Genomic DNA, 23172 nt, shown 5'->3' with positions numbered 1-23172 from the left:
AATGTCAGGGACGCACGGTGGGCGGCTCGGTGCCGAGATTCTCGACCTCGATGAGCTCCTCCAGCTCCTCGATGATCACGTCCATTTCGTCCGGAAAAACCCAGCGCCGCATCGCCCAGAATCGGAACGCCATCTGCAGCAGATTGCCGATCACGAACGCGCTCACGAAGTCGGCGATGTTCTCGGTGGCGAAGCTCACGGCGGGCTGGCGCAGGTCGAAGACGTAACTGGAAATCCACAGCGGGATATTGCTCAGTGCCACGCCGATGCCGCTGACCACGAAGAACAGCAGCGCCTCGTGGTGCTTCTCCCGGCCGCCGCGGTTCTTGAACGACCACTCCCGGTTCAGAATGTAGGAGGCGATCACCGCGATCACGCCGGAAATGATCTTGGCCGTCACCGGCTTGTCCGCGAGGACCGTCCACTTCAGCAGGTAGAAAATGCCGCTGTCGATCACGAAGGTGGTGGCGCCGACGATCGCGAACTTGATCAGTTCACGATTACGGAGCGCCAGCTCCCGTGCTGCGGGCGGGAGTGCGCGGACCACCTCGTCGACGATTGACACAAGGCCCGAGTGTAGCGCCGGGTCGCGCGCACCGATTTTGCGCTCCATGACAACATTGACCGACGTGAGCGCACGTTCCTTCGATCCAGCGGCGATGCCGACCGTCACCATGGTCGGTGGCGGGCAACTCGCGCGGATGACGCACCAGGCCGCGATCGCCCTCGGGCAGCGGCTCCGGGTACTGGCCGAGCGGCCGGACGACCCCGCCGCACAGGTCAGCCCGGACGTGGTCTTCGGCAGCCATACCGACCCGGTGGCGCTGCGGAAGGCCGCCGTCGGGTCGCACGCCCTGACCTTCGACCACGAGCACGTGCCGACCGAGCACCTGGAGGCGCTGGTCGCCGAGGGTGTCAACGTGCAGCCGCCGCCGTCGGCGCTGCGCTACGCCCAGGACAAGCTGGCCATGCGGATCAAGCTGAGCGAACTCGGCCTCCCGGTGCCCGCCTTCACCGCGGTGGAGACGGCGGCGGACGCCGAGCGGTTCGGCGCCGAGCACGGCTGGCCGGTGGTGCTCAAGGCGATCCGCGGCGGCTACGACGGGCGCGGGGTCTGGATGCCCGCCGATGCCGCCGAGGCGCGCGCGATCGTCGGCGAGCAGCGCGCCCGCGGGGTTCCGCTGCTGGCCGAGGCAAGGGTGGCGTGGGTGCGCGAGCTCTCCGCGATGGTGGCGCGCTCGCCGTTCGGGCAGGCCGCCACCTGGCCGGTGGTCGAGACGGTGCAGCGCAACGGGCAGTGCGCGGTGGTGCTCGCGCCCGCGCCCGGGCTCTCCGAGGAGCTCGCCGCCGCGGCCGAGACGCTGGCGCTGCAGCTGGCCGCCGAGCTCGGCGTGGTCGGCGTGATGGCGGTCGAGCTGTTCGAGACCGCCGAGGGCGAACTGCTGGTGAACGAGCTCGCCATGCGCCCGCACAACAGCGGCCACTGGGGGATGGACGGCGCCCGCACCGGCCAGTTCGAGCAGCACCTGCGCGCCGTGCTGGACTATCCGCTCGGCGACACCACCCCGCTGGCGCCGGTCACCGTGATGGCGAACATCCTCGGCGCGCCCGAGGCGCCCGCCATGGCGATGGACGAGCGGCTGCACCACCTCTTCGCCCGGCTGCCGGAGGCGAAGGTGCACCTCTACGGCAAGGGCGAGCGGGCGGATCGCAAGATCGGCCACGTGAACATCCTCGGCGACGACGTCGCCGCGGTGCGGGAGAAGGCGGAGCGGGCGGCGCACTGGATGTCGCACGCGGTATGGACCGACGGATGGGATCCGCATGAGTGAACCGCAGGTCGGCCTGATCATGGGCAGCGACTCGGACTGGCCGGTGATGGAGGCCGCCGCCGAGGCGCTCGCCGAGTTCGGCATCCGCTTCGAGGTGGGCGTGGTCTCCGCGCACCGCACCCCGCAGCGCATGCTCGACTACGCGAAGTCCGCGGCGGAGCGCGGCATCCGGGTGATCATCGCCGGGGCCGGCGGCGCCGCGCACCTGCCCGGCATGGTCGCCTCCGCCACCCCGCTCCCGGTGATCGGCGTCCCGGTGCCGCTGAAGTACCTCGACGGCATGGACTCCCTGCTCTCGATCGTGCAGATGCCTGCTGGCGTCCCGGTCGCCACCGTCTCCATCGGCGGCGCCCGCAACGCCGGGCTGCTCGCCGCCCGCATCCTCGGCACCGCCGACCCGGCCCTGCGCACCCGCATGGAAACCTTCCAGGCGAATCTCGAGCAACTCGTCCTCGGCAAGGACGAAGCGCTGCGCGCGACGCTGCTCGGCTGAGCTTCTCGATACGCTCGAATCCGTGACCATCGACGAATCCGCGCGAATCCGCGCAGGCGCCGACACGGCTCGGTTTCGGCTCGCCGTGGTGGAGCAGGCGCTGCTGCTCTTCGCCGAGAAGGGCTACGAGGCCACGACCGTGGACGAGATCGCGGAGGCGGCGGGGATCTCGCGGCGGACCTTCTTCCGGCAGTTCCGGTCCAAGGAGGACGTGATCTTCGCCGATCACGAGTCGCAGCTGGCGCAGGCGGCGGCCTTCCTGGACGGCTCGGAGGGCGATCCGTGGGAGGCGGTCTGCACCGCGGTGGTGCAGGTGTTCGAGCGCTTCACGCAGTGGCGGGAGATCGCGGCGCGGCGGTACCGGGTGGTGCGGCAGGTGCCCGCGCTGCGCGAGCGCGAGATCGTCACGGTGTTCCGCTACGAGCGGCTCTTCACCGACTTCCTGCGCGAGCGGCTGCCCGAGGTGCCCGACCTCAGCCGGGTGCAGTTCACCGCCGCCGTCACCGCGACGCACAACTACCTGCTGCGCCGGATGGTGCGCGGCGAGTCCGACGCGGGCGCCGCCGACCTGCGCCAGGAGCTGGCCGCGATCCCGCGCGGGGCCCCGGGCGAGGAGATGGTGGTCGCGGTCTTCCCGCGTGGCATGGCGCCCAGGCGGGTAGCCGACCTGGTGACCAGGCAGCTCGGTAGTCTGTGACCCTGGTCACCATTACCGGCCACTTGGCACTGAGTGCCACTCGGAAGCTCTGAGGAGCCGAAAAGCGCTCTATACTGAAGGAAAGTGTGGCACGCAGTGCCGGTGAGCACCGACAACCAGAAGTGGAGCCGTCATGGCGGGTAACCCCGATTTCGACCTGTTCAAGCTGGAGGACTTCCACGACGAGCTGCGCGCCGCCATCCGCGCGCTGTCGGAGAAGGAGATCACCCCGCACGCCAAGGACGTGGACGAGAAGGCCCGCTTCCCCGAAGAGGCGCTGGCGGCGCTGAACGCCTCCGGCTTCAACGCGGTGCACGTGCCGGAGCAGTTCGGCGGCCAGGGCGCCGACTCGGTCGCCACCTGCATCGTGATCGAGGAGGTCGCCCGGGTCTGCGGCTCCTCCTCGCTCATCCCCGCGGTGAACAAGCTCGGCACCATGGGCCTCATCCTGAACGGCTCGGACGAGCTCAAGCAGCAGGTCCTGCCCGACATCGTGAACGGCGAGATGGCCTCCTACGCGCTCTCCGAGCGCGAGGCGGGCTCGGATGCCGCCTCCATGCGCACCAGGGCCAAGCAGGACGGCGACGCCTGGGTGCTGAACGGCTCCAAGTGCTGGATCACCAACGGCGGCAAGTCCTCCTGGTACACCGTGATGGCGGTGACCGACGCCGAGAAGGGCTCGAACGGCATCTCGGCGTTCCTTGTGCACAAGGACGACGAGGGCTTCGTGGTCGGCCCGCTGGAGCACAAGCTCGGCATCAAGGGCTCGCCCACCGCCGAGCTGTACTTCGAGAACTGCCGCATCCCCGGCGACCGCATCGTCGGCGAGCCGGGCACCGGCTTCAAGACCGCGCTGCAGACCCTCGACCACACCCGCCCCACCATCGGCGCGCAGGCCGTCGGGCTGGCCCAGGGCGCGCTGGACGCCGCGATCGCCTACACCAAGGACCGCAAGCAGTTCGGCACCAGGATCGCCGACTTCCAGAACACCCAGTTCATGCTGGCCGACATGGCGATGAAGATCGAGGCCGCCCGGCTCATGGTCTACACCTCCGCGGCCCGCGCCGAGCGCGGCGAGAAGAACCTGGGCTTCATCTCCGCCGCCGCCAAGTGCTTCGCCTCGGACGTCGCCATGGAGGTCACCACCAACGCCGTGCAGCTCTTCGGCGGCGCCGGCTACACCACCGACTTCCCGGTGGAGCGGATGATGCGCGACGCCAAGATCACCCAGATCTACGAGGGCACCAACCAGATCCAGCGAGTCGTCATGTCGCGCGCCCTGCTGCGCTGATTCAACCGACTCCGGCGCTGATCCCCGGTACCGTTCGGGTATCGGGGTTCACGCGTGCGCGCGTCCGTATCCGAATTCAGGGGTGTCGGGCCACCGCGTACAGGAGGACGATTTCAGGCATGAGTGGGGTGGAGATAACCGACAGATATGTCCGGCGCACTCTTCCCGGCGGGCGGGTCGAGGAAGTGAGCTGGGCAGATCTCGCGGAGGTCCGCATCATCACCAGTACCGACGGGCCCTTCGCCGACGACGTGTTCTTCGTCCTGATCGGGGCGAAGGGCAATGGCTGCGCGGTGCCGCAGTCGGACGGCGGGAAGTCGCTGCTGCACCGGTTGCGGGCGTTGCCCGGCTTCGACAACGAGGCCGTGGTGGCGGCGATGGGGTGCACCACCGATCACCAGTTCCTGTGCTGGCGGCGGGCGAACTGAGTCAGGACGCGACGAGGTCGCGGTATTCGCCGTGCGCGGCGATGTACTGGTCCACGTACCAGCAGGTGGGCAGCACGGTGAAGCCGTGCTCGCGCGAGTCGCGCAGCGCGTACTCGACCACCTCGGCGGCGACCCCGCGGCGGCGGAACTCGGGGAACGTCACGGTGTGGTTGAAATCGCGGATGGTGCCGCGCTCGGCGTAGTCGGCATAGCCGGCCAGCACCTCGTCCACGTAGATCTCGAACCTGGTGTCCTCGGCATTGTGTTTGAGCTTCGTGTTCATGCCGGGTAGAACCCCGCGGTGAACCCCGATGTTCCGGTCCTCACAGGATCGCGCCGGGGTTGAGGATGCCGGTCGGGTCGAGCGCGTCCTTGATCCGCCTGGTCAGCGCCATCACGTCGGGGCCGACCTGATCCGGCAGCCAGGCCTTCTTCAACCGGCCGACGCCGTGCTCGCCGGTGATGGTGCCGCCGAGCGCGATGGCCAGGTCCATGATCTCGCCGAAGGCGCGGTGCGCCCGCGCGGTCTGCTCGGCGTCGGCCGGGTCGTGCACGATGAGCGGGTGCGTATTGCCGTCCCCGGCGTGCGCGATCACCGAGACCGTCACCGCGTTGCGCTCGGCGATCTCGGCGATCCCGGAGACCAGGTCGGCGAGCCGGGGCAGCGGCACCCCGACGTCCTCGAGCAGCAGCGGCCCGAGCCGCTCCACCGCCGGGATGGCGAACCGGCGGGCCGCGGTGAAGGCCTCGCCCTCCTCCGGGTCGGCGGTGCTGAAAACCTCGGTGGCCCCGGCCTTCTCGCAGGCGGCGACCATGAGCTCGGCCTCGTGCGCGGCGAAGGCGCCCGGCGCGTCGGAGCGGGCGACCAGCAGCGCGGCGGCCGAGCGGTCCAGCCCCATGCGCAGCTCGTCCTCGACCGCGTTGACCGCGACCGAGTCCATGAACTCCAGCATGGCCGGGCGCAGCGCGGCGGTGATGGCGAGGATCGCCTCGGTGGCGGAGTGCAGGTCGGCGAAGCTCGCGACGACGGTGCTGAGCGGTGGCTGCGCGGGCAGCAGCCGCAGGGTGAGCTCGGTGATCACGCCGAGCGTTCCCTCGCTGCCGACGAAGAGCTTGGTGAGCGAGAGCCCGGCGGAGTCCTTGAGCCGCGGCCCGCCGAGCCGCACCGGGGTGCCGTCGGCGAGCACCACCTCCATGCCGAGCACGTAGTCGCTGGTCACGCCGTACTTCACGCAGCAGAGCCCGCCCGCGTTGGTGGCCGCGTTGCCGCCGATCGAGCAGATCTCGAACGACGACGGGTCCGGCGGGTACCACAGCCCGTGCTCCGCGACGGCCCGCTTGACCTCGGCATTGAGCAGCCCGGGCTGCACCACCGCGGTGCGCGTCACCGGGTCGACGCTGATCGCGCGCATCCGCTCGGTGCAGAGCACGATGCCGCCCGCCACCGCGGTCGCGCCGCCGGAGAGCCCGGAGCCCGCCCCGCGCGGTACCACCGGAACGCCGTGCCCGTGCGCCCAGCGCAGCGTGGCCGCGACGTCCGCGGTGGCGGTGGCCCGGACGACGGCGAGCGGGGTGCCCGCGCCGGGATCCTTCGCCCAGTCGTGGCGGTACCCGGCCAGCACATCCGGGTCGGTGACGACGGCGCCCGCCGGAAGGGTGGCGATCAAGTCCTGTAGCTGCACACTTGCCACGCTATCTGTCCGAAACACGGATTTCACCGGCGTTCGCTTGGTGGCGGGCCGGGTGGGGGGCCACAATCATCCGACAGGGGTCGCGGAGTTCGAAAACCGCGAGGGTCGGGTGTCATTCAGCGCGCAGGAGGGATTTCAGCATGACCGCTACACCGGACTACCGCGAACTCGTCACCGCGGTGATCGGCCCCGAGGTGGCCGAGGCAGGGCTGGACGACGAGACCGTACGCCGGATCGAGGCGGGCGAGGTCGACGACTGGCTGGCCGCGCTGGCGAGCTCGGGGCTCTTCGACAAGCCGACGCTGGCCGGTATCGGGGCGCAGTGGCGGCGCGATCCGCGGCTGCTGGCCGAGCTGCTGCTCGAGCACGCCGACGATCTCACCAGGCGCAGGCTGGCCGCGCTGCGCCCGGCGGGCGGCGGCCGCAGCAGCCGGATCGGCTGACGCCGGGTTCGCCCGCCGCTCACCCGGCCGTCACCTGCCGGTGGCATCCTGCGGGCGTGGGCGAACCGGCGGACCTCCGCGACGAAGCAACCGCACCCGAAGCGTCGCGGGACGGCGCCGCGGAACGCTTCGGCCGCTGGTGCGAGCGGGTGGTCGCGCTGCTCCCGCTCGGCCTCGACCGGCTCATCCCGCCGACCTTCCTCGGCTTCGCGCTGATCAACACCTTTACCTTCGGCGTCGACCTGCTGCTGCTGACGATCATGTACGGCGGGCTCGGGCTGCCGATCTGGTTCGCGGTGAGCGCCGCCTACGCCTGTGCCTTCGGGCTGGCCTTCGTGCTGAACCGGAGCTTCAACTTCCACTCGCACGCGCCGGTGGCCGGGCAGGCGGCGGTGTACACGGTGGTCGTGGTGCTCAACTACGCGGCCTTCATCCTCGGGGTCGGCGGCGGGCTGGTCGCGCTCGGCGTCGACTACCACCTGTCCCGGGTCCTGGCGGGCGGCTGCGAGGCCGTCTACATGTACAGCGCCATGCGCTGGGTGGTGTTCCGCAGGCGCTGAGGCTCAGTTCAGCAGCTCGGGTGCGCCGCCGTCGACGATCACCGCGTCGTCGTCGGTGAGCGCCAAGTGCGGCTTGCCTTCGGCGCGGAAGCGCGCGGCGAGCCGGGTGCAGATGCCGTCCGGGTCGGTGGGGGAGTCGATGTGCGGCACGATCGGGCGGTCGATCAGCCCGAGCCCGTCCCAGCGGGGTTCGACGCCGGTGGCCGGGCGCACCTCGGCCGGGTCGTCGGCCTCCTCGATGCCGTGCAGGTCCGGGCTCAGCAGGCAGGCGCCCGCGCTGTACCCGGCGTAGACGAGGGCATCGTCGGCGAGCAGCGCGGGCAGCACGGCGTCCGCGCCGCTGCGGGCGAACTGGGCGCGCAGCACGAAGGTGTTGCCGCCGCGCACCCAGAGCAGCGGGAACCCGGCGAGGGTGGCGCGCAGCCGCTCCGGCGCGCCCGCGTACTCGCGCAGGTCGACCACCTCGGGGCGGAAGCCGAGGCGCCGCAGCGGCACCTCGTCGCTGGTCACCGCGGACTGCCAGGCGGCGGGCCAGGCGTCGCAGGCATTCGGGATCAGCCCGACCCGGCCCGGGGTGCCGACCAGCTCGAGCAGCCGGTCGGCGTGCGCGCCGAAGCGGTAGCTCGCCAGGAAGAGCCGCATCAGATGGTGAAGGCGAGCGAGCGCACGAGCCGGTCGCCGAGCTCGGTGTCGCCGCGCAGCGCGATCTCGCCCTCGTGCGCGGTGGCCGGGGTGCGGCCGCCGCCGAGCCGGGTGAAGAGCCCGGAGTCGAGGGCGATCGCGGCGTCCGGCGGGCCGTCGAGCGCGTCGACGAAACCGGCTCTGCCCTCGACCGCGACCCGCAGCGTGCGGGCGAGCGCGCCGCTCAGCTCGATCTCGATCCGCGCGCCGTCCGGCGCCTGCCCGCGCTTGACCAGCACCCGGGGAATCGACCCGAGGAACTCCTGGAACGCCACCTCGCCGCGGCGGCCGCCCTCGGCGACGGTGACGCCGAGTGCGTCCGCGATGTCGATCTCGTGCATCCAGCAGTCGAAGAGCCGCACCCGCATGAAGCGGCCGTAGCTCACCTCGCCGATCGGCGACGGGGTCTTCGCGGCCCACGCCTCGGCGTCCAGCGCGCGCAGCGCGGCGGTGCGGCGCTCGGTCACCGAGGTGTAGAGCTCGAACAGCCCGGCAGGCGGCAGCGGGCGCAGCCGGTCCACCCAGATCTCGTTCAGCACGCCGGTCTCGTTGCGCACGTGCGGCAGCTCGCGCACGTCGACCTTGGGGCGCAGCGGGTCGGCGGCGGGTGGGCGCTCGCCGAGCAGCCAGGACTCGGTGCCGATGACGTGTGCCAGCACGTCGAAGACGGTCCAGCCGGGCAGCGCCGTCGGGGTGCGCCAGCCCGGCTCGTCCAGGTCGGCGACGAGGCGGCCGAGCGCCTGCCACTGCTCCGCCAACAGGTCGATCAGCTCGGCCTGCTCGGGTTCGCTCACCGGTGTGCTCCCTCGTGGTCGGTGTCGGTCATCCGTGGTCGGTGTCGGTCAGCGCGCGTCGAGCGCGGCCAGGCCGGCGCGGATCGCGGCGGCGGTGGACTCGGCGTCGTGCGGGCGGCGCAGCAGCAGCCCGGCGGCGAAGCGGGCCTTGTCGCCGGAGCGGCGCGGGATCACGTGCAGGTGCACGTGCCCGACGGTCTGGAAGGCGGCCTTGCCGTCGTTCAGCACCAGGTTCGCGCCGTCCGCGGCGAGCCCGCCGCGGCGGGCCGCGCGGGCCAGCCGGTGCCCGGTGCGGAAGACGGCGGCGCCGAGCTCCGGCTCCAGCTCGTCGAGCTCGGTGGCGTGGCTCCTCGGGATCACGAGCGTGTGCCCGCGGGCGATCGGTCGGATGTCGAGGAACGCCAGCACGTCCGCGTCCTCGTGGACGACGGTCGCGGGGGCGGTTCCGGCCACGATGGCGCAGAAGACGCAGTCGGTCACACCGAGCGACCTTACGGCGTACGAGCCGCGGGGGATACCCGCCATATGACACGCGTCACTCGTGTCGGAACCCCGTGTCGTGGCCGCATTCGCCGGGCGCGGGGGTACAGCGTGCCCGGCTGCCCTTTCCCGTCCGGTTTCACCTGCGGTGACGGCCGGAGGCGGCGGTCGGCGAATCCGGCGAAGCCGCGGGCACCGGGAAGACGCTGCGGAAATGCAAATTTGCGAAACCAGCGAAACAACAGTTGCGAACTTCGCCACGTGATCGGCATCTCAGCTACGCTCACCGCGGTCCGGATACAGTTGCGAGGATTCGACCTAGCTTACTCGCCAGTAACTTAGGGATCGCTGCCAGCACGAGAAGGAAACTGACAAGTGGAGACAACGCAGAGCGCAGGCGACCCGTCGCCGCGCGGCGCGCGTGTCGGGGTCGTACGCGAGTCCGGCACGGGCGAGCGGCGGGTGGCCCTGGTGCCCAAGATCGTCCCGAGTCTGCTCGCGAAGGGCGTCGATGTCGTGGTGGAGGCGGGCGCCGGAGCGGGCGCGCTGATTCCCGATGCCGCCTACGTGGAGGCGGGCGCGACCGTCGGCGACCCCTGGTCCGCCGATGTGGTGGTGAAGGTGGCCCCGCCCACCGACGCCGAGGTCGGCAAGCTGACCAGCGGGCAGACGCTGATCGGGTTCCTCGCCCCGCGCAACGCCGAGAACCAGATCGGCGCGCTGAAAACGGCAGGCGTGCAGGCGTTCGCCGTTGAGGCCATCCCGCGGATCTCGCGCGCGCAGGTCATGGATGCCCTTTCCTCGCAGGCGAACGTCGCCGGGTACAAGGCCGTGCTGCTGGCCGCCTCGGAGTCGACCCGCTTCTTCCCCATGCTGACCACCGCGGCGGGCACCGTGAAGCCGGCCACCGTGCTGGTACTCGGGGTCGGCGTCGCCGGGCTGCAGGCGCTGGCGACGGCGAAGCGGCTCGGCGGCCGGACCACCGGCTACGACGTGCGGCCCGAGGTGGCCGACCAGGTCCGCTCGGTGGGCGCGCAGTGGCTCGACCTCGGCATCGACGCGGCCGGTGAGGGCGGGTACGCCCGCGAGCTCACCGACGAGGAGAAGGCGAAGCAGCAGCAGGCGCTGGAGGATGCCATCAAGGGCTTCGACGTGGTGATCACCACCGCACTCGTCCCCGGCCGCCCCGCACCGCGGCTGGTGACCGCCGCCGCGGTGGAGGGCATGAAGCCGGGCAGCGTGATCATCGACCTGGCCGGCGAGACCGGCGGCAACTGCGAGCTGACCGAGCCGGGGCAGACCGTGGTGAAGCACGACGTCACCATCGCCTCGCCGCTGAACCTGCCCGCCACCATGCCCGAGCACGCCAGCGAGCTGTACTCCAAGAACATCTTCGCGCTGCTCGACCTGATGCTGGTGGACGGGAAGCTCGCGCCCGACTTCGACGATCAGGTCCTCGCCGATTCCTGCGTCACCCGTGAGGCGGTCTGATGTACACCGAACTGCTCGCGAACATCGCGATCCTCGTGCTCTCCGGGTTCGTCGGGTTCGCCGTCATCTCCAAGGTCCCGAACACCCTGCACACCCCGCTGATGTCGGGCACCAACGCCATCCACGGCATCGTCGTGCTCGGCGCGCTGGTGACGCTCGGCAAGGTGCAGGACCCCTCGATCGGCATCCAGATCATCCTGTTCGTCGCCGTGGTCTTCGGCACGCTGAACGTCATCGGCGGCTTCGTGGTGACCGACCGCATGCTGGGCATGTTCAAGGGCAAGAAGGCCGCCCCGAAGGCTGGTGAGTAGTCCGATGGACAATCTGGTCAACGTTCTCTACATCATTTCCTTTTCCCTCTTCATCTATGGCCTGATGGGGCTGACCGGCCCGAAGACGGCGGTGCGCGGCAACTGGATCGCCGCGTTCGGCATGGGGCTCGCGGTGGTCGCGACGCTCATCGCGGTGCGCGACACCGGGAACTGGATCCTGATCGTCGGCGGCCTCGTGGTCGGCGTCGTGCTCGGCGTCCCGCCGGCGAAGTACACCAAGATGACGGCGATGCCGCAGCTGGTCGCGGCGTTCAACGGCGTCGGCGGCGGCACGGTCGCGCTGATCGCGTGGGCCGAGTTCCTGGACACCACCGGGTTCTCGAACTTCAAGCACGGCGAGTCCCCGACCGTCCACATCATCGTCGGCTCGCTCTTCGCTGCGATCATCGGCTCGATCTCGTTCTGGGGCTCGCTCATCGCCTTCGGCAAGCTGCAGGAGATCCTGCCCGGCAAGCCGATCGGCCTCGGGCGGCTGCAGCAGCCGCTGAACCTGCTGCTGCTCATCGCCGCGGTCGCGGCCGCGGTGGTCATCGGGCTCGGCGCGAGCGACGGCGGCGCCGAGTGGTGGTGGATGGTGCTGCTGCTGGTCGCGGCGGGCATCCTCGGCCTCATGGTGGTGCTCCCGATCGGCGGCGCGGACATGCCGGTCGTGATCTCGCTGCTCAACGCGCTCACCGGGCTCTCCGCCGCGGCGGCCGGGCTGGCGCTGAACAACACCGCCATGATCGTGGCGGGCATGATCGTCGGCGCGTCCGGCACGATCCTGACCAACCTCATGGCCAAGGCCATGAACCGCTCGATCCCGGCGATCGTCGCGGGCGGCTTCGGCGGCGGCGGCGCGGCGCCCGGCGCGAGCGGTGACGGCGAGGCGAAGACGGCCAAGGCCACCAGCGCCGCGGACGCCGCGATTCAGATGGCCTACGCCAACCAGGTCATCGTGGTCCCCGGCTACGGCATGGCCGTGGCCCAGGCGCAGCACGCGGTCAAGGAGATGGCGGCGCTGCTCGAGGCCAAGGGCGTCGAGGTCAAGTACGCCATCCACCCGGTGGCGGGCCGCATGCCGGGGCACATGAACGTGCTGCTGGCCGAGGCCGAGGTCTCCTACGACGCCATGAAGGAGATGGACGACGTCAACGGCGAGTTCAACCGGACCGACGTCGCCCTGGTGATCGGCGCGAACGACGTCACCAACCCGGCCGCCCGCGAGGACACCAGCAGCCCGATCTACGGCATGCCGGTGCTCAACGTCGACCAGGCCAGGAGCGTCATCGTGCTCAAGCGCTCGATGAACTCCGGCTTCGCGGGCATCGACAACCCGCTGTTCTACGCCGACCACACCTCCATGCTGTTCGGCGACGCCAAGAAGTCCGTCGGTGCGGTCACCGAGGAGCTCAAGGCGCTGTAGTCGCGGTCGACGGAACGCCCCCGCTCAGGACCGAGCGGGGGCGTTCCGCGCGTCGGGGGCGACCACCCCGGCGAACCAGGAGCAGACCAGTACCAGCACCAGCGGCACCGCGAGCGCGGTGCTGAGCGGAACCAGCTCGGTGAGCCAGCCGATGATCGCGGGCCCGGCCAGCAGCCCGACGTAGCCGATGGCGAAGACCCGGGACATGTCGGTGCCCGCCGACCCGCCGGAGCCGAGGTTGCCCGCGGCGGTGAAGATCTGCGGCACCCCGCCGGAGAGCCCGATCCCGCAGAGCGCCCAGCCGAGCAGGGTGGCGGGCAGCCAGCCGGAGCCCACCACGAGCGCCAGCCCGAGCCCGGCCGTGACGCAGCCCCAGCGCACCACGAAGACCGGGCCGAAGCGCCCGCTCACCCGGTCCGCCACCAGCCTGCCCGCGGTCATGGTGCCGGAGAAGGCGGCGAAGGCGAAGGCCGCGGTGGACTCGGTGGTGCCGAGGTGGTCGCGGACCTGCAGTGCGCTCCAGTCGGCGGCCGCGCCCTCGGTGAGCAGCAGCACGAAGGCGATGGCGGCCAGCGCGAAGACCCGCAGCCTGCGGGCGCCGCGCGGCTCGGGCGCCGCGGCGGCCGCCGCGGGCTCCGGTTCGGGCAGCTCGCGCAGCAGCCGCGGGACCAGCGCGGCGGTGAGCAGCAGGCCGGTGGCGGCGGCAAGCACCAGGGTGAGCCGCAGGTCCAGCCCCGCGCGCTGGGTCGCGGCGCCGATCAGCGCGCCGAGGAAGCCGCCGCCGGAGAAGAGCGCGTGGAAGGCGGACATGATCGGCCTGCCGTAGGCCCGCTCGACATGCACCGCCTGGGTGTTCATCGAGACGTCGAGCGCGCCGTTGCCGAAACCGAAGAAGGCGAGCGCGAGCGCGAGGGTGAGCGGGCCGGTGGCGAAGCCGGGGCCGAGCACGCCGAGCGAGACCAGCACCGCGGCGGCCGCGACCAGCGCCCGGCTGCCGAACCGGTCGGCCAGCGGCCCGGTGATCCGCATGCCGACGATGCCGGCCCCGGCCAGCAGCAGGATGAAGGTGCCGAGCTGGGCGGGGGCCACCCCGGTGCGATCGGTGATCGCCGGGATGTGCACCACCCAGAGCGAGAGCAGCAGGCCGTTGAGCGCGAAGACCGTGAACACCGCGGCCCGCGCGGCGCGCACCGGGGGCGCCGGTGTCGTCGAGAGCATCGTCCCGACGGTACCGAAGCCGGGCGGAGCCGGAAAACCCTTTCTCGCAGCGCCGTTCCGTGCTCGACCGCGCGGCCCGGCGCCGTCTACCCTCGAACGGTGGACGCACTCGCCAGCCTGCTCGAGGGTCCCCGCGCCCGCGGCGCCTTCCTGATGTGCTCGCTGCTCGACCCGCCGTGGTCGCTGCGGATCCAGGACGAGGCGCCGCTCACCGTCGTCGCGATGGTGCGCGGGCACGCCTGGTTCCTCACCGACGACGGCGAGCGGCGGCGGCTCGGCGCCGGTGATGTCGCGATCGTGCGCGGCCCCGACTCCTACACCGTCGCCGACGACCCGGCCACCCCGCCGCAGATCGTCATCCACCCCGGTCAGGTCACGAAGACGCCGGAGGGCGAGATCCTCTGCGAGACCCTGAGCCTCGGCGTCCGGCAGTGGGGCACCGACCCGCACGGCGCCACCGTCATGGTCACCGGCACCTACGAGTCGGTCGGCGCGGCCAGCCGCAGGCTGCTGCGCGCGCTGCCGCCGACCGTCGTGCTCGGCGCCGGCGAGGTGGACGGCAGACTGCTCGCGCTGCTGGTGGACGAGGTCACCGAGGACCGCCCGGCCCAGGGCGCGGTGCTCGATCGCGTGCTCGACCTGGTCCTCATCGCCGCGCTGCGCGCCTGGTTCGCCAGGGCCGAGGCCCCCGCCTGGTACCACGCCTACAGCGACCCGCTGGTCGGCAAGGCGCTGCGGCTGCTGCAGCACAACCCCGCGCACGGCTGGACGGTGGCCGGCCTGGCCGAGGCGGTCGGCGCTTCGCGAGCGGCACTCGCTCGCCGCTTCACCGAGCTGGTCGGCGAGCCGCCGATGGCCTTCCTCACCGAGTGGCGGCTGGCCCTCGCCGCCGACCTGCTGCAGGAGAGCGACGCCACCATCGAGGCGATCGCCAGGCAGGTCGGGTACGGCAGCGCCTTCGCGCTGAGCACCGCGTTCAAGCGCCACTTCGGGGTCAGCCCGCGCGACCACCGGCAGGGCGCGGCGCCCGCTGAGCTATCGTCGGCCGGGTGACGCAGCAGTATCCCGTGCTCTGGCCGATGCCGACCCGGTGGGCGGACAACGACCACTACGGCCACGTGAACAACGTGACGTACTACTCGTACTTCGACACCGCGGTGAACGCCTGGCTGATGGCGGCCACCGGCACCGACATCAGGGAGCTGCCCGAGCTCGGCGTCGTCGCGCAGACCTCCTGCCGCTTCCACGGCTCGGTGAGCTTCCCGGACATGCTGCGGGTCGGCATCCGGGTCGCCCGGCTCGGCAACTCCAGCATCACCTACGACCTCGCCATCTTCCGGGAGACCGACACCGAACCGGAGCTCGCCGCCACCGGCAGCTTCACGCACGTCTACGTGAACGAGGAGACGCGAAGGCCGGTGCCGATCCCGGAGGTCGTCCGGGCCGCGGCAGCGACCATCGTGGCGGCGGAGCTACCCGCGTAGCGCCGCCTGGTAGCGGCGCATGCCGCCGATCCAGCGGTCGTAGTCGGCGCCCTTGTGCCGGTACATCTCCAGCACCTCGGGGTGCGGCAGGATCAGGAACCGCTCGGCCGCGACACCGGCGATGATGTCGTCGGCGACCTGCTCGGGGGAGAGCACCGCGCCCGCCGTCGTCACCGCCTTGATCGCGAGCTGCCCGTCGGCCTCGGAGCCATCGGGGACCATGCCGGTGTGCAGCAGCTGGGTGTCGACGCCCATCGGGCAGACGCAGCTCACCCTGATGCCCTGGTCGCCGTAGGTCACCGAGAGCCACTCCGCGAAGCCGACCGCGGCGTGCTTGGTGACGGCGTACGGCGCCGAGCCGAGCTGGGTGAGCAGCCCGGCCGCCGAGGCGGTGGTCACGAAGTAGCCGGTGCCGCGCTCGACCCAGCCGGGGACCAGCAGCTTCGCCGCGCGGACGTGCGCGAGCACATTGACGTCGAGCGCGGCCGCCCACTGCGCCTCGGTGGCGTCCAGCCCGCCGCCGCCTCCGATCCCGGCATTGGCGAAGTACAGCTCGACCGGGCCGAACTCGCGCTCGGCGGTCTCGATCGCGGCGCGGATGACGGCCTCGTCGGCGACGTCGCCCGCCACCGCGGCGGCACCGGCCCGCTCGGCCACCGCGCGCACCGCGGCCCCGTCCAGGTCGACGGCGACCACCCGCGCACCGCCCGCGACCAGCCGCTGCGTGAGCGCCGCGCCGATGCCAGCGCCGGCTCCGGTGACGACCGCGACCCTGCCCGAAATCTCCATGCCCCGCACCCTAGCCCGGCGGGCGGCCGCTCCGGGCCAGCCGCCGCAGCAGCGGGGTGCTGCGCGGGCCGACCAGCTCGCGCATGACCAGCGCCATATTGGTCCGCTCGACGCCGGGGATCTTCAGGATCTGCCCGGCGATGCGGTAGAGGTCGTCGGCGTCGGTGGCGACCACCCGGACGGTCAGGTCGGTCTCGCCGGTCATCCCGCACACCTCGGTGACCTCGGGCACCTCGGCCAGCTCGGCCACGACGGGGTCGAGCCGGTGCTGATCCACCACCACCGCGACGAAGGCGGCGAGCGGGTAGCCGAGGGCGCGCGGCTCGACCCGGCGCTCCACGCTGCCGAGCACGCCGCTCGCCTCCCAGCGGTTCAGCCTGGCCTGCACGGTGTTGCGGGAGAGGCCGAGCCGGGTGGCGAGCTCGACCCCGGTGGCGCGCGGGTTGTGCACGAGTTCGAGCAGCAGCCTGGCGTCGGTGGCATCGAGCGAACTGGACATGCGACGCAGTATGACACCGCTCGACCCCGCTGGATTGCGCATTGTGCGCAGTCGTGTCGCCATCGGTTGCGCGGATGGCGTGATCGTGGATGCTGAGTGATATGGCTCACAAGGCCGGCACGACAGGAGGCGGTACATGTCCGAGAAACCGCGCGAGCGCGCGTACCCCGTGCAACTGGTCCAACCTGACGGCAGGCGCGTGCTCGACCCCGAGTACGCCGCGCTCGTCGCCGACATCGGTACCGCCGAACTCCGCGAGCTCTACGCCGACCTGGTGATCGCGCGCCGGATCGACACCGAGGGCACCGCGCTGCAGCGGCAGGGGCAGCTCGGGCTGTGGGCGCCGCTGTACGGCCAGGAGGCCGCGCAGATCGGCTCGGCCCGCGCGCTGCGCCGGGACGACTACGTGTTCTGCAGCTACCGCGAGGCCGGGGTGGCCTGGTGCCGCGGCGTCGACCCGGCGGAGATGACCCGGCTGTGGCGCGGCGTCGCGCACCACTGCTGGGATCCGGACGCCGTCGGCATGACCAACCCGGCCATCGTGGTCGGGGCGCAGGGGCTGCACGCCACCGGCTACGCCTACGCCGCGCACCTGGACGGCGCCGAACTCGCCACCGTCGCCTACTTCGGCGACGGCGCGACCAGCCAGGGCGACATCGCCGAGGCGCTCGGCTTCGCCGCGAGCTGGGCCGCGCCGGTCGTCTTCTTCTGCCAGAACAACCACTGGGCGATCAGCGCGCCGGTCCGGGTGCAGAGCGCGGTGCCGCTGGTCCGCCGGGCCTACGGCTACGGCATGCCCGGCATCCGGGTGGACGGCAACGACGTGCTCGCCGTGCTCGCGGTGACCAGGCAGGCGCTCGCGCGGGCGCGTTCGGGCGGCGGCCCCTCCTTCATCGAGGCGCTCACCTACCGGATGGGGCCGCACACCACCGCCGACGACCCCACCCGCTACCGCGCGGCCGCCGAGGCCGACGAATGGCGCGGCCGCGACCCGATCGACCGGGTGCGCAGGCTCCTGGAGCGGGAGTCCGGCTGGGACGGGGAGTTCGAGCGCGAGGTCGGCGCGCGGGCCGACGCGGTGGCGCACCGCCTGCGGAGCGCGACGCTCGAGATGCCGGACCCGGCGCCAGAGACGCTGTTCGACCACGTCTACGCGACCCCGCACGCCGAGCTGGAGCGCCAGCGGGCGGAGTTCGCCGCCGCGGAAGGAGCACTCGCGTGATCACCACCTTCGCCGCCGCGCTGAACGCCGGACTGCGCGCCGCGCTCGACGACGACCCGAAGGTCGTGCTCATGGGCGAGGACGTCGGCAGGCTCGGCGGCGTCTTCCGGGTCACCGACACGCTGCAGAAGGACTTCGGCGAGCACCGGGTGATCGACACCCCGCTGGCCGAATCCGGCATCATCGGAACGGCTTTCGGCATGGCGCTGCGCGGCTACCGGCCGGTCTGCGAGATCCAGTTCGACGGCTTCGTCTACCCGGCCTTCGACCAGATCGTCTCGCAGGTCGCCAAGATCCACTACCGCACGCAGGGCAAGGTGCGCGCCCCGCTCACCATCCGGATCCCGTTCGGCGGCGGCATCGGCTCGGTGGAGCACCACTCGGAGTCGCCGGAGGCGTACTTCGCGCACACCGCCGGGCTGCGGGTGGTCGCGCCGAGCACACCCGATGACGCGTTCCACATGATCAGGCAGGCTGTCGCGCTGGACGACCCGGTGATCTTCTTCGAGCCCAAGCGGCGGTACTGGGACCGCGGCGAGGTCGATGTGGACGCCCCGCCCACGCTCCCGCTGGACCGCGCGCGGGTCTGCGTTCAGGGCGACGACATCACGATCGCCGGGTACGGCGGCACCGTCGCCACGGCCCTGAAAGCGGCTGAAATCGCAGCGGCCGAGGGACATTCGGTGGAGGTGATCGATCTGCGCAGCCTGAGCCCGCTCGACCTGGACACGGTGGCGGAGTCGGTGACGAAGACCGGGCGGCTGGTGGTGGTGCACGAGGCCCAGGTCTCCGGCGGAATCGGCGCCGAACTCGCCGCGCGGATCTCCGAGCGCTGCTTCTACCAGCTGGAGTCCCCGGTGCTGAGAGTCGGCGGCTTCGACATCCCCTACCCCCCGGCTAAGCTCGAGAAACACCACCTGCCCGACGCCGACCGCATTCTGGCCGCGGTCGACCGCTCCCTCGCCGCTTGAATCGCTCCGTGAGAGGTGTCCCCCGTGCACGATGCCGCCGTTCGAGACCCCGCCACCCCCGGTCCGGTGCTGGAATTCCGGCTACCCGACCTGGGCGAGGGGCTCGCCGACGCCGAGCTCGTCTCCTGGGCCGTCGCGGTGGGCGACGAGGTGGAGCTGAACCAGGTGATCGCCGAGGTGGAGACGGCGAAGGCGGTGGTGGCGCTGCCATCCCCGTTCGCCGGGGTGGTCGCGGAGCTGCTCGCGCAGCCGGGCGAGACGGTGCCCGTCGGGTCGCCGCTGATCCGGGTGCGCGGGCGGGGTGACACCGCCGCCCCGGTGAGATACTCGGCGCCGGAGCCGATTTCGGTCGCGCCGGAGGGCGGGGTGCTGGTCGGCTACGGGCCGTCCGGGGACGCGGAGTCGCGGCGCGGGCCGCGTGGTGCCGCCGATCCGGTCGGCGGCCGTCCGTCGGCGGTTGCCGGTGATATCGCGAATTCCACTGCGGCGCAGCGGAATCAGGCTGCGAACGGGCGGTCGCGCTCGCCGCTCGGCGGTGACCCGAAGGTGCGAAGGGCCGCGGCGACGCCAGCGGCCCGCAAGCTCGCCAAGGAGCTCGGGATCGACCTGTGGTTCCTGGCCGGCTCCGGCCCGGAGGGCGCGGTCACCGTCGACGACGTGCGCGCCGCCGTCCCCATCTCGCAACCCCGCCGTGCGTCCGGCGCCGAACCCGCCGCGGCCGAACCGCACGTCGCCTCGGACGCGCGCACCGGCGTCATCCGCCCGGTCTCCAGGGAGACCCGCACCCCGATCGCCGGGGTGCGCAAGCGCACCGCCGCCGCCATGGTGGTGAGCGCGCGGACGATCCCGCAGGCGGGCGCCTCGACCACGGTCGATTTCACCGCCGCCATGGAGCTGCTCGACCACCTCCGCAACACCGCCTCGTTCGAGGGGCTCCCGCTCACCCCGCTCACCCTGGTGGCCAAGGCGACGCTGGTCGCGCTCGGCGACTTCCCTGACCTGAACGCCTTCTGGGACGACGCGAACCAGCACATCGTCACCAAGCACTACGTGCACCTCGGCATCGCGGTGGCGACCGAGCGCGGCCTGCTCGTCCCGAATCTCAAGGAGGCGCACACCCTGTCGCTGCGCGAGCTCTGCCGCGAGCTCGGCTGGCTGGTCGAGACCGCGCGGGCGGGCAACGCCGCCCCCGCCGACCTGCGCGGCGGCACCTTCACCATCACCAATATCGGGGTGTTCGGGGTGGACAGCGGGGTGCCGCTGGTGAACCCGGGCGAGGGCGGCATCCTCTGCCTCGGCGCGGTCCGCAAGCGGCCCTGGGTGGTGCGCGACGAACTGGCCGTGCGCTGGGTGACCACGCTCGGCGTCTCCTTCGACCACCGGATGATCGACGGCGACACCGGCGCCCGCTTCCTCGCCGACATCGCGCACCTGCTGGAGGATCCGCTCACCCTGCTCAGCCGGGGCTGACCGGGCGGGGCCGGGACAGCGCGGCGCGCACGAGCAGCCCGGCCAGCAAGGCCCAGAACGCGGCGCCTACGCCGAGGAAGGCGACCCCGGAGGCCGCGATCAGGAAGGTCACCACCCCGGCCGTCCGATGCTCCTCGTCGGCGAGCGCACCGGTCAGCGAGGTGGCCAGGGTGGCGAGCAGCGCCAGCCCGGCGACCGTCTCCAGCACCCCCGCCGGTGCGGCCGCGACCAGCGTCACCAGCGCGGCCGATGCCGGGGCGAGCACCAGGTAGCAGCCGCCCGCGGTGAATGCCGCGACCCAGCGGCGCGCGGGGTCCGGGTGCGCGGACGGCCCCGCGGCCAGCGCCGCGCTGATCGCGGCCAGGTTGATGGCGTGCCCGCCCGCCGGGGCGCCGAGCACGGTGCCGATGCCGGTGACGGTCATGGCCGCCCGCCACGGCGTCCGGTACCCGAACGAGCCGAGCACCGCCGTCCCCGGAATGTTCTGCGACGCCATGGTGACGATGTAGAGCGGCACCGCGAGCCCGATCACGGCCTGCCAGCTCCAGTGCGGCCAGGTCAGCTGCAGCGCCGGAATCATCGAGCCCGCGTCCAGCGGGGTGTCGCGCACCGCGATGGCGATCCCGGCGCCGACCGCCGCCGTGCCGAACGCCGCGAGCACCGCCCAGCGCGGCGCGAACCGGGTCAGCACCAGCCACACCGCGATCACCGGGAGCACCACCGCCGGCGAGCTGCGCACCGCCTCGACCGGCGCCAGGCACAGCGGGACGAGCACCCCGGCCAGCATGGCCTGCGCGATCGGCACCGGGATCGCGGCAACCAGCGCGCCGAGCCGCCCCCACAGCCCGGTCAGCACGATCAGCGCCCCCGTCAGCGCGAACGCCCCGACCGCGGCGGGCCAGCCGCCCGCCACCGCGCCGGTGCTCGCCAGCAGCGCCGCGCCCGGCGTCGACCAGGCCAGCGTGATCGGCATCCGGTACCAGCGGCTCAGCAGCAGCATGCCGACCGCCTGCGTCACGCAGAGCGCGGCCAGCCCGGAGGCGGCCTGCGCCTGCGTCGCGCCGACCGCGGTGATCCCGGCGAGGACCACCGCGAACGAGCTGGTGAAGCCGACCAGCGCGGTCACCACGCCCGCGCCGACGGGTTGCGCCGGGTTCGCCTGTAGTTCGGGACCGTTCACCTCCGGCATCCTGCACCCCGGCGCCCCCGATGTCCGTAGCCGGTCCCGCTGAACTGGCCCGATTCTCGTAACCTCCGCGCGCTAGGGTGGTCCGATCCGCACGCGACGACGCGTGACCGGCGACTACGAGGAGCTGTGGTGAGCGGGGTACTGATCTCGCCGTCCGATCTGCGCGCGAGGGTGGCGGAAGGCCGGCTCCGGCTATTGGATGTGCGCTGGGCCCTCGGGGATCCCGAAGGCGCGCAACATTATTCGGACGGTCACATTCCGGGTGCGGTCTTCGTCGACCTGGATATCGAGCTCGCCGCGCCGCCCTCGCCCGCCCGCGGCAGGCACCCGTTGCCCGACCTCGCCGCGCTGCAGCAGTGCGCCCGGAGCTGGGGGATCGATCAGGGCGATGCCGTCGTCGTCTACGACGCCACCGGTGGCCTCGCCGCGGCCCGCGCCTGGTGGTTGCTGCGCTGGGGCGGGATCGCCGACGTGCGGATCCTGGACGGCGGGCTGCCCGCCTGGGTCGCCGCCGGTGCGCCGGTCGCGACCGGCGCCGAGGCCGAGACGCCGCTCGGCGACGTCGTGCTGACCCCGGGCAACCTCCCGGTCATCGATGCCGACGCCGCCGCCCGCTGGCCCGGCGCGCTGCTCGACGCCCGCGCCGCCGAGCGGTTCCGCGGCGAGACCGAGCCGGTCGACCCGCGCGCCGGGCACATCCCCGGCGCGGTGAGCGCCCCCACCGCCGAGAACCTGGACGGCGACGGCCGCTTCCGGCCCCTCGACGACCTGCGCGAACGCTTCGCCGGACTGGACGGGCCGGTCGCGGTGTACTGCGGGTCGGGGGTCACGGCGACGCACCAGATCGCGGCGCTCGCCGTGGTCGGGATCGAGGCGGCGCTCTACCCGGGCTCCTGGTCGCAGTGGGCGCACGACCCCAAGCGGCCGGTGGCGACCGGGGCCTGAGCTACGGGCAGCGCGCGGCGATGTCGCGCAGCGCGGCGCTGTCGGCGGCGGTGAGCGGGAGGTCGTAGTCGGCCGCGACGGTCAGGTACTTGCCCGCGTAGAAGCAGTGGCCGGAGGTGGCGGGCGGGAGCCACTCGCCCGGTGTGCCGTCGCTCTTGGCCTGGTTGGTCGCGCCCGCGGTGGCGACCAGGTTGACGGTGACGTCGTTGGCGAAGCGAACCCGCCGGGCCTGTGGCCAGGCGGCGGCGCCCAGATCCCAGGCGGCGGCCAGCGGGAAGACGTGGTCGATCTGTACGGCCCTGGCGTCGGACTTGTCGAAGGTGATGTGGGTGCCGGTGTACGGGTCGTCCAGGCCGCCCGCCAGCACCACGCAGTTCCGCGTGCCCGGTCGGAACCGCACCGCGGTGAGCTGGGCGGCAAGCACGTTGTTCCGGGTGTCGCAGCCGTCGTGCCCGCCGGGGGCGTCGCTGGCGTCGGTCCAGGACTCGCCGAAGACGCAGCCCTTGCCGTCCTTGCACCCCCGTTCGTAGCCGCCGGGACGCGGGCGCTCCGGCACCACCCGCACCTGCCCCAGCAATTGCTCGAGCTCGGCCCGGGTCGGGCTGCCGGGGGCAGGGGCCGTAGCCGGGCCGAGCACCGAACAACCGGCTGTGAGGACGACGGTGAGAGCGACGAGCAGGCGGAGCAGCGGCGCGGTCATGGCTCACCTGTACCGCGCGGCACCGACAGGCCGCTGTCCCCGTCCCCGGGGCCTGGGGATGAAGCGG

The 23172-nt window shown here is 72.3% G+C and carries 27 protein-coding genes; 16 read left to right on the top strand and 11 right to left on the bottom strand.

The features are described from left to right. Nucleotides 1-4 precede the first annotated feature (4 nt). Entirely contained in the window at nt 5-565 is a 561-nt protein-coding gene (locus ACFUJ1_RS30385) for a GtrA family protein (protein ID WP_378650758.1), read from the bottom strand. Nucleotides 566-611: 46 nt separating this feature from the next. On the opposite strand from ACFUJ1_RS30385, the gene ACFUJ1_RS30380 reads away from it, so the two are divergent. From ACFUJ1_RS30380 to ACFUJ1_RS30360, 5 genes are all read left to right on the top strand, one after another. Beyond that, nucleotides 612-1832 carry a 5-(carboxyamino)imidazole ribonucleotide synthase gene (locus ACFUJ1_RS30380; protein ID WP_378650744.1) on the top strand — a complete coding sequence of 407 codons (1221 nt, stop codon included), beginning with the start codon at nt 612-614 and terminating at the stop codon, nt 1830-1832. After that, on the top strand, nt 1825-2325 hold the full coding sequence (purE, locus tag ACFUJ1_RS30375; protein ID WP_378650743.1) for a 5-(carboxyamino)imidazole ribonucleotide mutase: 501 nt from the start codon (nt 1825-1827) through the stop codon (nt 2323-2325). Before ACFUJ1_RS30380 ends, purE begins: the two co-directional genes overlap by 8 nt. Nucleotides 2326-2347: 22 nt before the next feature. Beyond that, a complete protein-coding gene (locus tag ACFUJ1_RS30370) occupies nt 2348-3022 on the top strand; it encodes a TetR family transcriptional regulator (protein WP_378650742.1) in 675 nt (224 codons plus the stop codon). 133 nt (nt 3023-3155) lie between these two features. Beyond that, on the top strand, nt 3156-4313 hold the full coding sequence (locus ACFUJ1_RS30365) for an acyl-CoA dehydrogenase (protein ID WP_378650741.1): 1158 nt from the start codon (nt 3156-3158) through the stop codon (nt 4311-4313). Between the two features lie 185 nt (nt 4314-4498). Next, entirely contained in the window at nt 4499-4741 is a 243-nt protein-coding gene (locus tag ACFUJ1_RS30360) for a hypothetical protein (protein ID WP_378650740.1), read from the top strand. 1 nt (nt 4742) lies between these two features. Here ACFUJ1_RS30360 and ACFUJ1_RS30355 read toward each other — a convergent pair whose 3' ends face one another. Beyond that, nucleotides 4743-5024, bottom strand: coding sequence for a GNAT family N-acetyltransferase (locus tag ACFUJ1_RS30355; protein WP_378650739.1), 282 nt, complete (start codon nt 5022-5024; stop codon nt 4743-4745). 40 nt (nt 5025-5064) lie between these two features. Beyond that, the gene (locus ACFUJ1_RS30350; RefSeq protein WP_378650738.1) at nt 5065-6423 is read right to left on the bottom strand and encodes an FAD-binding oxidoreductase; all 1359 of its coding nucleotides are present in this window, start codon (nt 6421-6423) and stop codon (nt 5065-5067) included. A gap of 149 nt (nt 6424-6572) precedes the next feature. On the opposite strand from ACFUJ1_RS30350, the gene ACFUJ1_RS30345 reads away from it, so the two are divergent. Further along, the gene (locus ACFUJ1_RS30345; RefSeq protein ID WP_378650737.1) at nt 6573-6875 is read left to right on the top strand and encodes a hypothetical protein; all 303 of its coding nucleotides are present in this window, start codon (nt 6573-6575) and stop codon (nt 6873-6875) included. A 56-nt stretch (nt 6876-6931) separates the two neighbouring features. After that, nucleotides 6932-7435 (top strand): GtrA family protein, encoded by a 504-nt coding sequence (locus tag ACFUJ1_RS30340; RefSeq protein WP_378650736.1) that lies wholly within the window; start codon nt 6932-6934, stop codon nt 7433-7435. Between the two features lie 3 nt (nt 7436-7438). Here the strand turns inward: ACFUJ1_RS30340 and ACFUJ1_RS30335 are convergent, their stop codons facing one another. From ACFUJ1_RS30335 to ACFUJ1_RS30325, 3 genes are read right to left on the bottom strand one after another with little or no spacing between them, the layout of a single operon-like run. Further along, on the bottom strand, nt 7439-8077 hold the full coding sequence (locus tag ACFUJ1_RS30335) for a Type 1 glutamine amidotransferase-like domain-containing protein (RefSeq protein ID WP_378650735.1): 639 nt from the start codon (nt 8075-8077) through the stop codon (nt 7439-7441). Next, nucleotides 8077-8910 (bottom strand): maleylpyruvate isomerase N-terminal domain-containing protein, encoded by an 834-nt coding sequence (locus ACFUJ1_RS30330; protein ID WP_378650734.1) that lies wholly within the window; start codon nt 8908-8910, stop codon nt 8077-8079. The genes ACFUJ1_RS30335 and ACFUJ1_RS30330 overlap by 1 nt, the downstream gene beginning before the upstream one ends. A gap of 48 nt (nt 8911-8958) precedes the next feature. Then, nucleotides 8959-9390, bottom strand: coding sequence for an HIT family protein (locus ACFUJ1_RS30325; protein WP_378650733.1), 432 nt, complete (start codon nt 9388-9390; stop codon nt 8959-8961). A gap of 375 nt (nt 9391-9765) precedes the next feature. On the opposite strand from ACFUJ1_RS30325, the gene ACFUJ1_RS30320 reads away from it, so the two are divergent. The 3 genes from ACFUJ1_RS30320 to ACFUJ1_RS30310 are packed head-to-tail and all read left to right on the top strand — an operon-like array spanning nt 9766 to nt 12618. Then, nucleotides 9766-10881, top strand: coding sequence for a Re/Si-specific NAD(P)(+) transhydrogenase subunit alpha (locus ACFUJ1_RS30320; RefSeq protein ID WP_378650732.1), 1116 nt, complete (start codon nt 9766-9768; stop codon nt 10879-10881). Beyond that, nucleotides 10881-11192: an NAD(P) transhydrogenase subunit alpha gene (locus ACFUJ1_RS30315; protein ID WP_378614500.1), complete on the top strand. Its 312-nt coding sequence runs from the start codon at nt 10881-10883 to the stop codon at nt 11190-11192. Before ACFUJ1_RS30320 ends, ACFUJ1_RS30315 begins: the two co-directional genes overlap by 1 nt. Before the next feature lie 4 nt (nt 11193-11196). Next, nucleotides 11197-12618 carry an NAD(P)(+) transhydrogenase (Re/Si-specific) subunit beta gene (locus ACFUJ1_RS30310; RefSeq protein ID WP_378650731.1) on the top strand — a complete coding sequence of 474 codons (1422 nt, stop codon included), beginning with the start codon at nt 11197-11199 and terminating at the stop codon, nt 12616-12618. Between the two features lie 24 nt (nt 12619-12642). Here the strand turns inward: ACFUJ1_RS30310 and ACFUJ1_RS30305 are convergent, their stop codons facing one another. Beyond that, the gene (locus ACFUJ1_RS30305) at nt 12643-13836 is read right to left on the bottom strand and encodes an MFS transporter (RefSeq protein ID WP_378650730.1); all 1194 of its coding nucleotides are present in this window, start codon (nt 13834-13836) and stop codon (nt 12643-12645) included. A gap of 99 nt (nt 13837-13935) precedes the next feature. Here ACFUJ1_RS30305 and ACFUJ1_RS30300 point away from each other — a divergent pair, with 99 nt between their 5' ends. Together ACFUJ1_RS30300 and ACFUJ1_RS30295 are read left to right on the top strand one after the other, a co-directional pair. Then, nucleotides 13936-14889 (top strand): AraC family transcriptional regulator, encoded by a 954-nt coding sequence (locus tag ACFUJ1_RS30300; protein ID WP_378650729.1) that lies wholly within the window; start codon nt 13936-13938, stop codon nt 14887-14889. 26 nt (nt 14890-14915) lie between these two features. Further along, complete coding sequence (locus ACFUJ1_RS30295) at nt 14916-15320, top strand: acyl-CoA thioesterase (protein WP_378650757.1); 405 nt, start codon at nt 14916-14918, stop codon at nt 15318-15320. Here ACFUJ1_RS30295 and ACFUJ1_RS30290 read toward each other — a convergent pair. After that, on the bottom strand, nt 15309-16109 hold the full coding sequence (locus tag ACFUJ1_RS30290; protein ID WP_378650728.1) for an SDR family oxidoreductase: 801 nt from the start codon (nt 16107-16109) through the stop codon (nt 15309-15311). The two genes, ACFUJ1_RS30295 and ACFUJ1_RS30290, sit on opposite strands and share 12 nt — an antisense overlap. A gap of 10 nt (nt 16110-16119) precedes the next feature. Further along, complete coding sequence (locus ACFUJ1_RS30285; RefSeq protein ID WP_378650727.1) at nt 16120-16608, bottom strand: Lrp/AsnC family transcriptional regulator; 489 nt, start codon at nt 16606-16608, stop codon at nt 16120-16122. Nucleotides 16609-16744: 136 nt separating this feature from the next. Between ACFUJ1_RS30285 and pdhA the strand changes: the two genes are divergently transcribed. Genes pdhA through ACFUJ1_RS30270 form a run of 3 tightly spaced genes read left to right on the top strand, consistent with a single transcriptional unit; the run spans nt 16745 to nt 20271 of the window. Further along, entirely contained in the window at nt 16745-17830 is a 1086-nt protein-coding gene (gene pdhA, locus ACFUJ1_RS30280; protein WP_378650726.1) for a pyruvate dehydrogenase (acetyl-transferring) E1 component subunit alpha, read from the top strand. Further along, nucleotides 17827-18801, top strand: coding sequence for an alpha-ketoacid dehydrogenase subunit beta (locus ACFUJ1_RS30275; RefSeq protein WP_378650725.1), 975 nt, complete (start codon nt 17827-17829; stop codon nt 18799-18801). Before pdhA ends, ACFUJ1_RS30275 begins: the two co-directional genes overlap by 4 nt. A 24-nt stretch (nt 18802-18825) precedes the next feature. Further along, a complete protein-coding gene (locus tag ACFUJ1_RS30270) occupies nt 18826-20271 on the top strand; it encodes a dihydrolipoamide acetyltransferase family protein (RefSeq protein ID WP_378650724.1) in 1446 nt (481 codons plus the stop codon). Here ACFUJ1_RS30270 and ACFUJ1_RS30265 read toward each other — a convergent pair. Beyond that, a complete protein-coding gene (locus ACFUJ1_RS30265; protein ID WP_378650723.1) occupies nt 20258-21460 on the bottom strand; it encodes a benzoate/H(+) symporter BenE family transporter in 1203 nt (400 codons plus the stop codon). The genes ACFUJ1_RS30270 and ACFUJ1_RS30265 overlap by 14 nt on opposite strands. Nucleotides 21461-21601: 141 nt before the next feature. Here ACFUJ1_RS30265 and ACFUJ1_RS30260 point away from each other — a divergent pair, with 141 nt between their 5' ends. Beyond that, on the top strand, nt 21602-22405 hold the full coding sequence (locus ACFUJ1_RS30260; protein WP_378650756.1) for a sulfurtransferase: 804 nt from the start codon (nt 21602-21604) through the stop codon (nt 22403-22405). Nucleotide 22406: 1 nt separating this feature from the next. Here ACFUJ1_RS30260 and ACFUJ1_RS30255 read toward each other — a convergent pair whose 3' ends face one another. Then, nucleotides 22407-23105, bottom strand: coding sequence for a DUF1524 domain-containing protein (locus tag ACFUJ1_RS30255; RefSeq protein WP_378650722.1), 699 nt, complete (start codon nt 23103-23105; stop codon nt 22407-22409). Nucleotides 23106-23172: the final 67 nt, after the last annotated feature.

This window comes from Nocardia sp. NPDC057227 (assembly GCF_042669725.1).
Classification (GTDB): Bacteria; Actinomycetota; Actinomycetes; order Mycobacteriales; family Mycobacteriaceae; genus Nocardia; species Nocardia asteroides_A.
The sequence above is the reverse complement of the archived record's forward strand: the minus strand, read 5'-3'. Positions and strand labels throughout refer to the sequence as shown.